Source organism: Candidatus Kinetoplastibacterium blastocrithidii (ex Strigomonas culicis), from assembly GCF_000319245.1.
Taxonomy (GTDB): domain Bacteria; phylum Pseudomonadota; class Gammaproteobacteria; order Burkholderiales; family Burkholderiaceae_B; genus Kinetoplastidibacterium; species Kinetoplastidibacterium blastocrithidiae.
Map to the genome: position 1 here is coordinate 268,392 of NC_019814.1, position 13,519 is coordinate 281,910.

Consider the following 13,519-nt stretch of genomic DNA (forward strand, 5'->3'; position numbering starts at 1 on the left):
TTGGATATGCAGATAATTTTTATGATAGTCTTTTAACATGAAGATATAACAAAATTTTACTGTGAAATTATTATGAGTATTAAAAGTGATAGTTGGATTCGTTCTGCCGCAAGTAGTGGAATGATTGAGCCATTCGAGCCTTACCAAGTTAATGTGGTAAATAATAATCGCATTGTAAGCTATGGCACTAGTAGTTATGGGTATGATGTTCGTTGTGCGAAGGAATTTAAGATTTTTACTAATATTAATCATGCCATTGTAGATCCTAAGAATTTTGATGAAAAATCATTTGTTGATTTCTATGGTGACATTTGTATTATTCCTCCTAATTCTTTTGCTTTGGCTCGCACAGTAGAATATTTTAGAATACCTCGCAATATACTTACAATATGTTTAGGAAAGAGCACTTATGCTAGATGCGGAATCATAGTCAATGTTACTCCGTTAGAGCCAGAATGGGAGGGACATGTTACACTGGAATTTTCTAATACTACACCGTTGCCAGCTAGGATATATGCTGGAGAGGGTTGTGCGCAGATGGTTTTTTTGGAATCTTCTGAGATATGTGAGATGTCTTATGCGGACAGGGATGGCAAATATCAGTTCCAGAAGGGTATTACAGTTCCTTGTATTTAGTTTGTTTTTTATAGTGATTTTGTTATTGGATGGCTAGACATGAGATTTTTATTTCCTATTTTTATAATTGATGAAGATTATCGTTCTGAAAATGTTTCTGGTCTTGGTATTAGGGCGCTGGCCGATGCTATAGAAGCCCAGGGAGTGAAAGTTATAGGCGTTACAGGCTACGGAGACATAAGTTCATTTGCTCAACAGCAAAGTCGCGCTAGTGCATTTATTTTATCTATCGATGATGAGGAGTTCGATGTTGATTCCCCTGAAGATGTGGCAAGTATTATAAAAAAACTACGTGCTTTTATTGGAGAATTAAGATTTCGTAATGCTGATATTCCGATATATCTATATGGGGAAACTAGAACATCTGAACATATTCCAAATGATATTCTTAGAGAATTGCATGGTTTTATACATATGTTTGAAGACACTCCAGAGTTTGTTGCTAGACATATAATAAGAGAAGCTAATAGCTATGTGGCTTCTTTAGCGCCACCTTTCTTTAGGGAATTAGTTAAATATGCCCAAGATGGGTCGTATTCTTGGCATTGCCCAGGTCATTCTGGTGGAGTTGCATTTCTAAAGAGCCCAGTTGGACAAATGTTTCATCAATTTTTTGGCGAAAACATGCTTCGTGCAGACGTATGTAATGCTGTTGATGAATTGGGGCAATTATTGGATCATACAGGTCCTGTTGCTGAATCTGAGCTTAATGCGGCACGTATCTTTCATGCTGATCGTTGTTATTTCGTTACTAACGGAACATCAACATCTAATAAAATTGTTTGGCATGCAAATGTTGCTAATGACGATATAGTATTAGTTGATCGTAATTGTCATAAGTCTATTTTACATGCTATAACTATGACAGGAGCGATTCCTGTTTTTCTAAGACCTACACGCAATAATTTTGGAATAATAGGTCCAATTCCTTTGGATGAATTTGATCCTGAAAATATTAATAAGAAGATATTGTCAAATCCATTAGCAAAAAAAATAACAAATAAAAAACCAAGAATATTAACACTTACTCAAAGCACATATGATGGTGTTATTTATAATGTTGAAATGATAAAAAATCATCTAGATGGTTATGTTGATACTCTTCATTTTGATGAGGCTTGGTTACCGCATGCATCATTCCATGATTTCTATAAAGATATGCATGCCATTGGAGAAAATAGACCTAGAGGTAGTACCTCTATGATTTTTGCTACTCACTCTACACATAAGTTATTAGCTGGAATATCCCAAGCATCTCAAATAATTGTTCAGGAGCCGACCAATAGAAAGTTTGATCACTCAGCTTTTAATGAGGCTTATTTAATGCATACTTCCACATCGCCGCAGTATGCCATTATAGCTTCTTGTGATGTTGCTGCTGCGATGATGGAGCCTCCAGGTGGTACAGCATTAGTTGAGGAAAGTATAAGAGAGGCAATGGATTTTAGACGAGCTATGCGCAAGGTGGAGTCTGAATTTGGTAAAAATGATTGGTGGTTTAAGGTTTGGGGACCTAACCGTATGGCTCATGAAGGCATAGGTAATCGTGAGGATTGGATGTTAGATTCTGATGATCAATGGCATGGCTTTGGAGATCTAGCATGTAGTTTTAATATGTTAGATCCTATAAAGACTACAATCGTAACTCCAGGACTTAGTATTTCTGGTAGTTTTGGGGAATCAGGTATTCCAGCTTCATTAGTATCTAAGTATTTAGCAGAACATGGAGTTGTTGTAGAAAAAACAGGTCTTTATTCTTTTTTCATTCTATTTACAATTGGTATTACTAAGGGACGATGGAATAGTTTATTGACTGCTTTACAGCAGTTTAAAGATGATTATGATCGCAATCAGCCGATGTGGCGCATATTACCAGACTTCTGTAAGTTACATAGGAAATATGAGCGGTTAGGCATTAGAGATTTATGTTATAAAATTCATAATACATATCGAGAATACGATATAGCTCGTCTTACAACTGAGATGTATTTAAGTGAAATGATTCCGGCAATGAAGCCATCAGAAGCTTTTGCTAAGATGGCTCATCGCGAAGTGGAGAGAGTTAAGATATCCGATCTAGAAGGGCGCATTACAGGAGTGTTGCTAACACCATATCCGCCTGGAATACCATTGCTAATCCCAGGAGAACGTTTCAACAAGATAATTGTTAATTATTTGGAGTTTGTTCGGGATTTCAATGATGAGTATCCAGGATTTGAGAATTATATGCATGGATTAACTATAGATATTAATGAGGAAGGCCATAAAAATTATTATGTTGATTGCTTAGCTTAATTATAGTCGCATAAGGTTTTTGGGTTTTTTTATATAGGTAACAAAATCATAGTTATAATTATTCTCAGAAAATTGAGGTTTGCGATCAATTTCTAACCAAATTTCTGATTGTATTTTTGGAAAAAACGAATCTCCTTCCAATAATGAGTGTATTTCTGTTGCTAATATGCGTGATGATATTGGTAGAAATTGTTCGTATATTGATGATCCGCCTATGATAAAAATTTTTTTATTTGGCTTACATAAGCTGATAGCCTCACTAGGAGATTTTGCTAGGACAGCTCCGTTAGTCAATATATTGTTTCGTGTTATAACTATGTTCTCTCTGTTAGGCAATGGTTTTATGGGCAATGAATCCCAAGTTTTTCTGCCCATAATAACTGTATTGTTTACAGTATGTTCCTTGAATGATTTTAAATCAGAAGATATTCTCCACGGTAGTGTATTTTTATTTCCTATGACTCTGTTGTCAGAGTAGGCTACTATAATTGTTATTTCCATGACTTTATTAATGATTATTATATAGCTACATCGCCTTTTATATGGGGATGACTATTATAGTTATTTATAGTGAAATCTTCATATCTATAATCGAATATGGATTTCGGTTTCCTGTTTATAATTAGAGAAGGCAAAGGTAGCACATCTCGTGAAAGTTGTAAGTTTACTTGCGCTAGATGATTTTTATATACATGACAATCTCCTCCTGTCCATATTAATTCACCTATATCTAATCCACATTGTTGAGCTATCATGTTTGTAAGTAATGCATAGCTTGCAATATTAAAAGGAACACCTAAAAATATATCGGCACTTCTTTGATATACTTGACAAGATAGTTTATTGTTAGCTATATAGAATTGGAATAATATATGGCAAGGTGGTAACGCCATTCTATTTATTTCTGATACATTCCACGCTGAAACTATTAATCGGCGAGAATTCTGGTCTTTCTTTATTTCGCTTATGATATTAGCTATTTGATCTATAGGTTTATTCCCATCTGTAGATGGCCATGATCGCCATTGAGCACCATATATTGGACCTAAATCACCTTGGCTGTTGGCCCATTCATTCCAAATATTTACCCCGTTTTCTTTAAGCCACTTTATATTGCTTTCCCCTCTTAGGAACCATAACAATTCCACAATAATGCTCTTAATATGTAATTTTTTGGTTGTTATCAATGGGAATCCATCAGAAAGATTGAATCTCATTTGATATCCAAATACTGATATAGTTCCAGTATTTGTACGATCTGTTCTATCTATGCCATTACTAATAACATGTTTTAGAAATTCTTTGTATTGTTGCATTTATATGCTCTAAATTGATTAATGTCTGGTTTATTTTTTGATTATAAACTCATTATATTAATTTTTTATTATAGAGTTGTAATTGTTTTTTGTTCATTAATTAATATTATTTTTTTATCATTTTACTAATACATGTTACAAAATATGATAAAAATGCTTATTCTAAATAATTAGAAATGTTTACTAAAAAAGGATTCATATGCAAACTTTTTCTAATAACTATGGCGATAATATAAATTTTCGTAAAATTAGCATTTTTGACAGAATTATTTCTGAAATAGAGTCTTCTTTAAGTATATTGTCTGGAAAAGTCGAGTCCAATAGAAGTAATCCTTCAATAAATATTAGCGATAAATATTTATTGTCTGATGAGGAGAAGCTATTTATTTCTAAGCTTATGAGAATAAATCATGTTGGTGAGATATGTGCTCAGGCTTTATACAGAGGACAGGCTTTTGCATGCAAGGACAAAGTTATTAGAGATTTATTTATAGAGGCTTCTATAGAAGAAATTGACCATTTAGTATGGTGCTCACAGAGAATAATGGAATTAGACGGCCGTACTAGTGTACTAAGTCCATTTTGGTATGTGGGATCTTTCTTCTTAGGTCTTATGGCTAATTTCCAGGGGCCTTCTATAAATTTGGGTTTTATGTCGGAGACAGAGAAACAGGTAGAGATTCATCTTGAAGAACATTTAAATTTAATCCCGTACACTGATTCTAAGTCTAGGGCTATTATCATGCAAATGCAAAAAGATGAGATGCATCACAAGGAAGTAGCTGATAGAGCTGGAGCAGATGAGTTATCAAATGTTTCCAAGGCTATCATGAGAATAATGGCTAGATTTATGAAGGAGATAACTTATTGGTTATGAATATTATATTCACTCAAAGATATAAATGCTTGTAGTCATTTATATAAATGTGTAGTTTGTTTCGATGCCTATTTAAGATGAATAAATTTCTTATAGTTTTGATGCGACAATGATCCTTAGAATCATTCATATCTATAGTAATTTTTCAACATTAGAGCTATGATAAACCTACATTTTCCTATTTTATATTTATTTTTATTCACTCAAAAAAAGTATTAATTGATTTATGAAATTCTTAAAAGATATTGAATCATTACTAGGTAATGAATATGTTCTTACTGGTGATTCAATGCAAAAATTTTTGACAGATTGGCGTAAGCGATATATAGGGAATGCTCTGGCGGTAATATTGCCTAGGACATCTAGCGATGTGGCTGCAATAGTTAATTTATGTATATCATATAATGTATCAATTGTACCTCAGGGTGGGAATACTGGATTATGTGGGGGAGCAACACCAGATACTTCTGGCAAGTCTATAGTTATATCAACTATAAGAATGAATTCTATTACAAATATTGATATTATTAATAACTCTATAACGGTTGAAGCTGGTTGTATTTTAAAAAATGTTCAGAATGCTGCTCTAGATTGCAATAGATTATTTCCTTTAAGTCTTGCCTCTGAAGGTAGCTGTACTATAGGAGGCAATCTAGCTACTAATGCTGGTGGTACTCAGGTTTTGAGGTACGGGAATATTAGAGAACTCACGTTAGGAATTGAGTTTGTTAATGCAGAAGGAAACATAGTTAATGCATTGAGAGGTTTACGGAAAGATAATTCAGGGTATAGCTTACGTGATCTTTATATTGGAAGCGAAGGAACATTGGGGATAATAACAGCAGCCTCTCTAAAATTATTTCCTAAGCCTTTAGATAGAAAGGTCATTTTAGTATCAATAGGTTCTTTAGAGCAAGCAGTTAGTTTTTTTTCATATTCCCGTAGTTTTTTTTATGAAAAAATAACAGCTTTCGAGTTGATGAGTGGTTTATGTATAGATATGGTTAAGAAATTACTTGATTTGCCGAAGAATTTCATCAATAAGTCTTCATGGTTTGTGCTGATAGAGATATCTTATAGTGATAATCATGATGAAACTGCTGATGTGATAAGTAGTTTTTTAGAAAATTCTATAAATAAAGATCTAATTTTCGATGCCATGGTTTCTAATAATGTAAAACAAAATGAAGAAATTTGGTTGATGAGGGAGAGTATTCCTATTGCAGAGAGAGACTTTGGAAAAGCAATTAAACATGATATATCTGTTCCTATATCTAGCATTGCTTCTTTTGTTAAGGAAACAAATAGTTTAATACAAGCTTCATTTCCAGGGGTGCAGCATATAATTTTTGGTCATATTGGGGATGGAAATTTACACTATAATATAGCAAGGGCTAGCTGGCAAAGTGAATGTCAGTTGCTATCTTTGCAAGATGATATTTATAGGATAGTGCACAGCATGGTAGTTGATTTTGGAGGTTCTATTAGTGCAGAGCATGGAGTAGGGATGCTTAAAGTAGGTGAATTATCTAAATATAAGAGTGTTTCAGAACTGCACATGATGAAACTTATAAAATTAGCTATAGATCCATATAATATAATGAATCCAGGCAAGATTTTAATGATTTGATTTATGTGATTTTTTTATCTACATTCTGACAATTAGGACAATAATAAGTAGAACGTCCGCTCTGTTTTATTTTTATTATTTTAAATCCGCATACATTGCAAGGAAGTTCGTTTCTTCCGTAAACAGAAGCATGATTTTTGATATAATTACCGCTTTGCCCACTAGTGCTTACATAATTTCTTATAGTGCTTCCTCCAGATTTAATAGAATTGCATAGTGTTTCACGTATACATAATATTAGTTTAGCGCAGTCACTTATGGAAAGTTTTGATGCTGATATTAATGGGTTTATTTTTGATTTAAATAGGCTCTCTGAGGAATATATATTACCAATTCCTACTACGATATTTCCATCCAAAAGAATTTGCTTTATAGATTTTTTTTTATTGGAAAGCTTATTATAGAGGTATTGTTCTGTTAGTTTTCTTGAAAATGGTTCTAAGCCAAGGTTTTTAAAAATTTTATTATCGTACAATGTGCCATCATTTTTTATATCATGCCATAGTATTGCCCCAAATCTTCTTGGATCATTCATTCTTAGTATTGTTGAATCATTAAAAGTCCACTCTATGTGATCATGTTTTCCAGGCGGCTCATTAGTTATAAACTGCAGTGATCCAGACATTCCCAAGTGTATTATTTGCACACCATGTTCAAAATGAAACAATAAATATTTCCCTCTACGAGAGCAGTTTATAACATTCTTATCTGTTATAATTTTTGGAAGGGAAGCTAGTATAGGCCATCTTAGCTTATGATTTCTAATTTTGAATTTTAAAATAGTTTTATTTTGTATCCTTGGTCCTATCTCTCTTTTAAGTAATTCTATTTCCGGTAGTTCTGGCATTTAAATTCCTAATAGCTATGTTATTTTCAATTATACTGTTCTTATTAAATAACATAGTATTTCATGTGTATCTTAAATTCAAATGTAAATAAATCTAATTTAACGTTTTATAATGTTATTATGATTGTGCGTTTAATTGCTATATGCCAAATAGTTTAAAATGAGATTATTATGTTATCCAGATTATTTTATGCTTCAAATTTTGTTTTTCTTATTGCTTTATGTTTATTATCAAATTCTTGTATTCACAAGAATTTGATAAATGATAGGATCTTTGAAAGAACAGGTAGTTTTTATATAGTGGAGAAGGATGATTCGAGAATATTAAGAGCATTCCAAGGTACATTTTTTTGGAATGATTACGGTGAATATTATGAGCTTGGTCTATCAAATTTCTTTGGCAAGAGAGAAGTTTATCTAAAGGTATCACCTGATAATGCTTTGCTTAGAACTGCAGATGGTTTCTATTTGCAATCTCTAGATGCCGATGATCTTGCATCCCAATTCTTGGGTTATAAAATTCCTATGAATAGTTTGAGGATATGGTTGAAAGGTTCATTTATTTGCAATGATATTCCTGAGAAATTATTAACTGATAAGTTTAATAAACCAAGTTCTTTTATCTTATCTGACTGGGATGTTAAATTATCTAGTTACGATATATTTGGCCCTAGAAAAATAATTATGCAAAAAACACAAGAAAATAACTCTATTACTATAAAATTAATAGTTAAAAATTAATTTATTGCCGGCAATTAATGTGGATCATTTATATGATGTGAAGGCTCCAGCAAAAATAAATATATTTTTGCATGTAAATGAACGCCGTACTGATGGTTATCATTTATTACAAACTGTTTTTAGATTAATAGATTTGCAAGATAGTCTAAATTTTAGCTTACGTAATGATGGAATCATAAGTTTTGAGATGCCTAATAATAATATCCCTAATGAAACAAATTTGGTTATTAAGGCAGCAAAATTACTCAAAATGTACACAAGAGGTAGCAAAGGAGCACATATTTTCCTGGAGAAAAATATTCCAATAGGGGGGGGTCTTGGCGGAGGATCTAGTGATGCAGCAAGCACTTTAATTGCATTGAATAAATTATGGTCATCTAGTCTTAATAGATATGATTTAATGAAGTTAGCTAATTATTTAGGTGCAGATGTACCATTTTTTATATTTGGATGCAATGCTTTTGCTAGTGGAATAGGAAATGTATTAGTTGAGATTGATCTGCCTGTAAGATCATATCTCATTATTCAGCCTGATATTAGTATAAGTACTGCAGATATATTTTCAGATTCTATTTTGAAAAGAGATACTAAGCATGTTACAATACAGCAGTTTATGTCTAGTCCCAGCTATTTGTTTGGAAAAAACGATTTGGAAGATGTTGTTTTTGATAGATATCCTGATGTTTGTGGCACCGTTGTTTTTTTAAAACAACATGGATTTGCATTTAAAATGTCTGGCTCTGGTTCTTGTTTTTTCGTAGAGTATGATAATATTTCAGAATCTATTTTGGCATTGAGTAAAATAGGTAATATAATAAAAAAAGTATATGGAAGCTTTAAGTCTATCAGGTTCCGTTTTGCTGGAGCTTACATGGGTCTTATAGATCATCCATTGAAGTATTGGGTCACGAAGTAAAAATTGGGAAGTCGCCAAGTTGGTTAAGGCACCGGATTTTGATTCCGGCATTCGAAGGTTCGAATCCTTCCTTCCCAGCCATCTTTTGTTGGTGTTTATTTTGTTACATTGTTAAAACGATTACTGTATACTTATCATGACAAAACGTAACTTTATGGTTTTTACTGGCACTGCCAATGACAAATTAGCTTTAGACGTAGTTAGCCATTTAGGTTGTTCCTTAGGAAAGATGACAATAGGTCGTTTTTCAGATGGGGAGGTTATGGTTGAGATTAATGAAAATGTTAGAGGTAGAGATATTTTTCTTATTCAATCAACTTGTGCTCCAACTAATGACAATCTTATGGAGCTAATGGTAATAGTAGATGCATTGAGACGATCTTCTGCCTCTCGTATTAGTGCAGTTCTTCCATATTTTGGATATGCTAGGCAAGATCGAAGATCTCGACTATCAAGAGTTTCTATATCAGCTAAGGTGGTTGCTGACATGATACAGGTAGTCGGCGTAGATCATGTTCTAACTATGGATTTGCATTCAGAGCAAATTCAAGGTTTTTTTGATATTCCAGTTGATAATATACATGCTAGTCCTATCCTGATTAATGACATTAGAAGCAAGAATTTAATGGATTTAGTAATTGTTTCTCCAGATATAGGAGGAGTCGTTAGAGCTAGAGCCTTAGCAAAACATCTAGATGTAGAGCTAGCTATAATAGATAAGCGCCGTCCTTTTCCTAATGTATCTGAAGTGATGAATATAATAGGAGAGGTGAAAGGTAGATCCTGTATATTGGTTGATGATATAGTTGATACAGCAGGGACATTATGCAAAGCAGCTCAGGCGCTAAAAGAACATGATGCAAAGTCTGTATATGCTTATTGTACTCATCCAGTTCTATCGGGTAATGCTATTCAATCTATAGATAATTCATTATTAGATGAGATAGTGGTTACAGATACTATACCTTTATCTGCAGATGACTTATCCTCGAAGAAGATACGACAGTTATCATGTGCCTCTCTCTTAGGAGATACTATTTCTAGAATTTCTAAGGCAGAGTCTTTAGCTTCTTTATTTTTAATTTAGTTTTACATTTTTCTTAAATATGCCAAGTATTGTGTTGGTCGCGGCATGATGCTTTATTTTATTGATAATAATCTTATTGGAGTTTTTTGTGGAAATTAATGCTGTATTGCGAGACAAGCATGGTACGAGCGCGAGCCGCCGCCTGCGTCATGAAGGTAGAGTCCCTGCTATAATTTATGGTGGAAATTCTTTGCCAATGACTATGGAATTAGATCATAACGAGGTATATCATGCTTTGAGGAAGGAAAAATTTCATTCTTCGATATTAAAAATTATTATAAATGGTAAAGGTACTGAGCAGGTAATTTTGAGATCTGTCCAATGGCACCCATATAAACAGCAAGTTTTGCATATTGATTTTCAACGTATTGATTCCAACCAAGAAATAAGCACAAGAGTCCCATTACATTTTTTAAATGAAGAGATCTCTCCAGCGGTTAAGGTTGGAGGAGCTATTATTAGACATGTTATAACAGAGCTTGATATTACTTGTATGCCTGATCTTCTACCTCAATTTATAGATGTAGATTTATCTTATGTTAATTTAGGAGATTCTGTTCACTTATTGGATATTAAGCTACCTAGTGGAATTAGCTATAATTCTCATGGAATGGATATTAATCCATTACTTGCTTCTGCTTCAAGTAGTGATGATGCTTTATCAGAGTTAGAGACTTCATCTGAGGATAATATTTCTGATGAGTGATGATATTTTTTATTTATATCAGTTATAAATGATTAATAGCAAGGTGTTTTTGCTAGTTGGTTTGGGTAATCCTGGAGAAAGGTATATTGGCACTCGTCACAACATCGGATTTCACACTATTGATTATGTAGCAGAAGTTTTTCAAGTTGGTTTTAGATATAAGGATTCTTTCTCCGGGGCAATAGCCCAAGTAAAAACATCATCTTGTGATTTGTTCCTATTAAAGCCTACTACTTATATGAATAACTCTGGAATTTCAGTGGCATCTGTACTAAATTTTTATAAATTAGCGCCAGAACAACTAATAGTTATTCACGATGAACTAGATATTTTACCTGGTGATATTCGTCTTAAACAAGGTGGAGGGTTTGCTGGACATAATGGGTTGAGGTCTATACAGCATTCAATAACAACCAGTAGTTTTTGGAGAATACGCGTTGGTATTGGTCATCCTAGATTATTGAATTCAAGACAAAATGTTTCTGATTTTGTGCTTAATAAGCCAACTTGTGACGAATTTTGTTCTATTAGCTCTGCTATAGAACGGTTTAGAAGTTCAATTGATAGCCTGGTAAAAGGTGATTTTGAGTTTTTGCAAAAATCTTTAAAAATATAGTTAAGAAACAATAATGAATATTATTTGTAATTCAGAGTTGCGTAGCTTATTTTATTTCATAAGAAATCCTAGTATAGTCTTACTTGAATGTACTAATTGCTCATATAGAGCAAATTTCTCTATAAGTAGTCTCTTGAAATGGGCATGTTTATTATGGCTTTTAAATATAATTATACTAGGCCCAATAGCCTGTGGCGTTGCTAGTGTTGTAGGAGCCAAGCATAAAGTGGAGTTTAATGTTCCATTATTTTCTGTTGCTATCTGGGCTCCCATAGTCGAGGAAATGTTATTTAGATACTGGATGGTCGCTTCTGTTCATTTTTTATTGATAATGCCACTGTTTATTTTAATATTTATCACAGGTCCTAGTTTCGTTACAGTATTATTATTGATGGGTTTATTAGCAACTTGTTTTTTAATAAACAATATTTCTTTATTGTATAAATACCCAGTTATGTATAGATACTCTTATTTCCTATTTTTGTTTCATGCTGCTAATTTAACATTTGCTGGTTTGCATATACATAATTTTAATTTTGATACATTTAATAATTTTTATTTAGTTCCTTTGTTAGTGTTGCCTCAATGGTGTACTGGTCTTATATTGGGTTGGATTAGATTGACTAAGGGGATAATATCTTCCATAGCATTACATTCTATATTTAATGCTGTTCCATATATCGCTATACTTCTGGTTTTAAAAAACCACAATTAAAAGTTTATTCGTTAAAAACATTTGAATTTGTTATTTTAATAATCTCATAGGAGTTTAAATGGCCTTGCAATGCGGTATTGTCGGTTTGCCAAATGTCGGTAAATCTACTTTGTTTAATGCTTTAACGAGAGCAGGAATAGCTGCTGAAAATTATCCTTTTTGTACAATTGAACCAAATGTTGGCATTGTTGAAGTGCCAGATGTCCGTTTGATTAATTTGGCCAGTATAGCAAAACCAGAAAAAATAATACATGCAACTGCAGAATTTGTTGATATAGCTGGATTAGTGTCAGGTGCTAGTAAGGGCGAGGGTCTTGGAAATCAATTTTTGTCTCATATTAGAGAGACTGATGCTATATTAAATGTAGTTCGTTGTTTTGATGATTCAAATATTATTAATTGTAACGGAAAAATTGATCCAGTAAATGAAGTAGAGGTAATAGAAACAGAATTAATTCTTGCTGATTTAACTACTATAGAAAGAATTTTATCTAAGAATCAAAAAAAATCTTCTAATATATCAATAGATCTTTTGAATAGATGCTTGAATCATTTGAATGAGAATAAATCACTTAGAGATTTAGATTTATCAATCGATGATTCTTCGTTGCTAAAAAATTATTCTTTTCTGAGTATTAAGCCTATTATGTATATAGGAAATGTTAGTGAAGATGGTTTTATTAATAATCCGTTACTAGAAAAACTAAAAAACTTCTCTTTAAAACGTAATATTCCTATGGTTACGATATGCGCATCAGTAGAGCAAGATATAGCTGATATGTTTGATGAAGATCGAAAGATTTTTTTAGAGGATATGGGTCTTAAAGAACCAGGACTGGATAGATTAATCAGAGCTGCTTTTTCTCTACTTGGTCTTCAAACTTATTTTACAGTTGGGGTCAAAGAGGTTCGTGCATGGACTATACCGGTAGGTTCTACTGCTAGCAAAGCAGCTGGCGTTATACATACTGATTTCGAGAAAGGATTTATAAGAGCGCAAACCATCTCTTACGAGGATTTTATAAAATATGCTGGAGAATCAAGAGCCAGAGAGGCCGGTAAAGTTCGGTCTGAGGGCAAGGATTATATTGTAAAAGATGGAGATATAATGAATTTTCTATTTAATGTTTAGTAGAT

General features: G+C 32.8%; 14 protein-coding genes and 1 tRNA gene. 12 read left to right on the forward strand and 3 right to left on the reverse strand.

Annotation, left to right across the window (positions count from 1 at the left end; genetic code table 11):
• Positions 1-72: 72 nt before the first annotated feature.
• Both dcd and CKBE_RS01340 read left to right on the forward strand, forming a co-directional pair.
• On the forward strand, positions 73-636 hold the full coding sequence (gene dcd, locus CKBE_RS01335) for a dCTP deaminase (protein ID WP_015237811.1): 564 nt from the start codon (positions 73-75) through the stop codon (positions 634-636).
• A 39-nt stretch (positions 637-675) separates the two neighbouring features.
• Positions 676-2,931 carry an arginine/lysine/ornithine decarboxylase gene (locus CKBE_RS01340; RefSeq protein WP_015237812.1) on the forward strand — a complete coding sequence of 752 codons (2,256 nt, stop codon included), beginning with the start codon at positions 676-678 and terminating at the stop codon, positions 2,929-2,931.
• On the opposite strand, the gene CKBE_RS01345 is transcribed toward CKBE_RS01340, so the two are convergent.
• Positions 2,932-3,432, reverse strand: a complete 501-nt coding sequence (locus CKBE_RS01345; protein WP_015237813.1) for a dihydrofolate reductase — start codon at positions 3,430-3,432, stop codon at positions 2,932-2,934.
• A gap of 17 nt (positions 3,433-3,449) precedes the next feature.
• Positions 3,450-4,247, reverse strand: coding sequence for a thymidylate synthase (locus tag CKBE_RS01350; protein WP_015237814.1), 798 nt, complete (start codon positions 4,245-4,247; stop codon positions 3,450-3,452).
• 199 nt (positions 4,248-4,446) lie between these two features.
• On the opposite strand from CKBE_RS01350, the gene coq7 reads away from it, so the two are divergent.
• Both coq7 and CKBE_RS01360 read left to right on the forward strand, forming a co-directional pair.
• The gene (gene coq7 / locus CKBE_RS01355; protein ID WP_015237815.1) at positions 4,447-5,124 is read left to right on the forward strand and encodes a 2-polyprenyl-3-methyl-6-methoxy-1,4-benzoquinone monooxygenase; all 678 of its coding nucleotides are present in this window, start codon (positions 4,447-4,449) and stop codon (positions 5,122-5,124) included.
• Positions 5,125-5,350: 226 nt separating this feature from the next.
• Positions 5,351-6,754, forward strand: a complete 1,404-nt coding sequence (locus tag CKBE_RS01360; protein ID WP_015237816.1) for an FAD-binding oxidoreductase — start codon at positions 5,351-5,353, stop codon at positions 6,752-6,754.
• A 1-nt stretch (position 6,755) separates the two neighbouring features.
• On the opposite strand, the gene mutM is transcribed toward CKBE_RS01360, so the two are convergent.
• Positions 6,756-7,601 (reverse strand): bifunctional DNA-formamidopyrimidine glycosylase/DNA-(apurinic or apyrimidinic site) lyase, encoded by an 846-nt coding sequence (gene mutM / locus CKBE_RS01365; protein WP_015237817.1) that lies wholly within the window; start codon positions 7,599-7,601, stop codon positions 6,756-6,758.
• A 171-nt stretch (positions 7,602-7,772) separates the two neighbouring features.
• Here mutM and CKBE_RS01370 point away from each other — a divergent pair, with 171 nt between their 5' ends.
• The 8 genes from CKBE_RS01370 to ychF all read left to right on the forward strand — a co-directional run bounded on the left by CKBE_RS01370 (position 7,773) and on the right by ychF (position 13,514).
• The gene (locus CKBE_RS01370) at positions 7,773-8,342 is read left to right on the forward strand and encodes an outer membrane lipoprotein LolB (RefSeq protein ID WP_015237818.1); all 570 of its coding nucleotides are present in this window, start codon (positions 7,773-7,775) and stop codon (positions 8,340-8,342) included.
• Between the two features lie 19 nt (positions 8,343-8,361).
• On the forward strand, positions 8,362-9,258 hold the full coding sequence (gene ispE, locus CKBE_RS01375) for a 4-(cytidine 5'-diphospho)-2-C-methyl-D-erythritol kinase (protein WP_015237819.1): 897 nt from the start codon (positions 8,362-8,364) through the stop codon (positions 9,256-9,258).
• 4 nt (positions 9,259-9,262) lie between these two features.
• Positions 9,263-9,339, forward strand: a tRNA-Gln gene (locus tag CKBE_RS01380).
• 55 nt (positions 9,340-9,394) lie between these two features.
• A complete protein-coding gene (locus tag CKBE_RS01385; protein WP_015389961.1) occupies positions 9,395-10,345 on the forward strand; it encodes a ribose-phosphate pyrophosphokinase in 951 nt (316 codons plus the stop codon).
• A gap of 88 nt (positions 10,346-10,433) precedes the next feature.
• The gene (locus CKBE_RS01390; RefSeq protein WP_015237821.1) at positions 10,434-11,051 is read left to right on the forward strand and encodes a 50S ribosomal protein L25/general stress protein Ctc; all 618 of its coding nucleotides are present in this window, start codon (positions 10,434-10,436) and stop codon (positions 11,049-11,051) included.
• A gap of 28 nt (positions 11,052-11,079) precedes the next feature.
• Positions 11,080-11,667: an aminoacyl-tRNA hydrolase gene (gene pth, locus CKBE_RS01395; protein ID WP_015237822.1), complete on the forward strand. Its 588-nt coding sequence runs from the start codon at positions 11,080-11,082 to the stop codon at positions 11,665-11,667.
• 13 nt (positions 11,668-11,680) lie between these two features.
• Positions 11,681-12,382 carry a hypothetical protein gene (locus CKBE_RS01400; protein ID WP_015237823.1) on the forward strand — a complete coding sequence of 234 codons (702 nt, stop codon included), beginning with the start codon at positions 11,681-11,683 and terminating at the stop codon, positions 12,380-12,382.
• A gap of 58 nt (positions 12,383-12,440) precedes the next feature.
• The gene (gene ychF / locus CKBE_RS01405) at positions 12,441-13,514 is read left to right on the forward strand and encodes a redox-regulated ATPase YchF (RefSeq protein WP_015237824.1); all 1,074 of its coding nucleotides are present in this window, start codon (positions 12,441-12,443) and stop codon (positions 13,512-13,514) included.
• Positions 13,515-13,519: the final 5 nt, after the last annotated feature.

Coding starts and splice junctions, on each gene's coding strand:
- mutM (WP_015237817.1), bottom strand. CDS start 7,601: ATGCCAGAACTACCGGAAATAGAATTACTTAAAAGAGAGATAGGACCA.
- CKBE_RS01360 (WP_015237816.1), top strand. CDS start 5,351: ATGAAATTCTTAAAAGATATTGAATCATTACTAGGTAATGAATATGTT.
- ychF (WP_015237824.1), top strand. CDS start 12,441: ATGGCCTTGCAATGCGGTATTGTCGGTTTGCCAAATGTCGGTAAATCT.
- CKBE_RS01350 (WP_015237814.1), bottom strand. CDS start 4,247: ATGCAACAATACAAAGAATTTCTAAAACATGTTATTAGTAATGGCATA.
- coq7 (WP_015237815.1), top strand. CDS start 4,447: ATGCAAACTTTTTCTAATAACTATGGCGATAATATAAATTTTCGTAAA.
- CKBE_RS01340 (WP_015237812.1), top strand. CDS start 676: ATGAGATTTTTATTTCCTATTTTTATAATTGATGAAGATTATCGTTCT.
- CKBE_RS01400 (WP_015237823.1), top strand. CDS start 11,681: ATGAATATTATTTGTAATTCAGAGTTGCGTAGCTTATTTTATTTCATA.
- CKBE_RS01385 (WP_015389961.1), top strand. CDS start 9,395: ATGACAAAACGTAACTTTATGGTTTTTACTGGCACTGCCAATGACAAA.
- CKBE_RS01345 (WP_015237813.1), bottom strand. CDS start 3,432: ATGGAAATAACAATTATAGTAGCCTACTCTGACAACAGAGTCATAGGA.
- CKBE_RS01370 (WP_015237818.1), top strand. CDS start 7,773: ATGTTATCCAGATTATTTTATGCTTCAAATTTTGTTTTTCTTATTGCT.
- pth (WP_015237822.1), top strand. CDS start 11,080: ATGATTAATAGCAAGGTGTTTTTGCTAGTTGGTTTGGGTAATCCTGGA.
- dcd (WP_015237811.1), top strand. CDS start 73: ATGAGTATTAAAAGTGATAGTTGGATTCGTTCTGCCGCAAGTAGTGGA.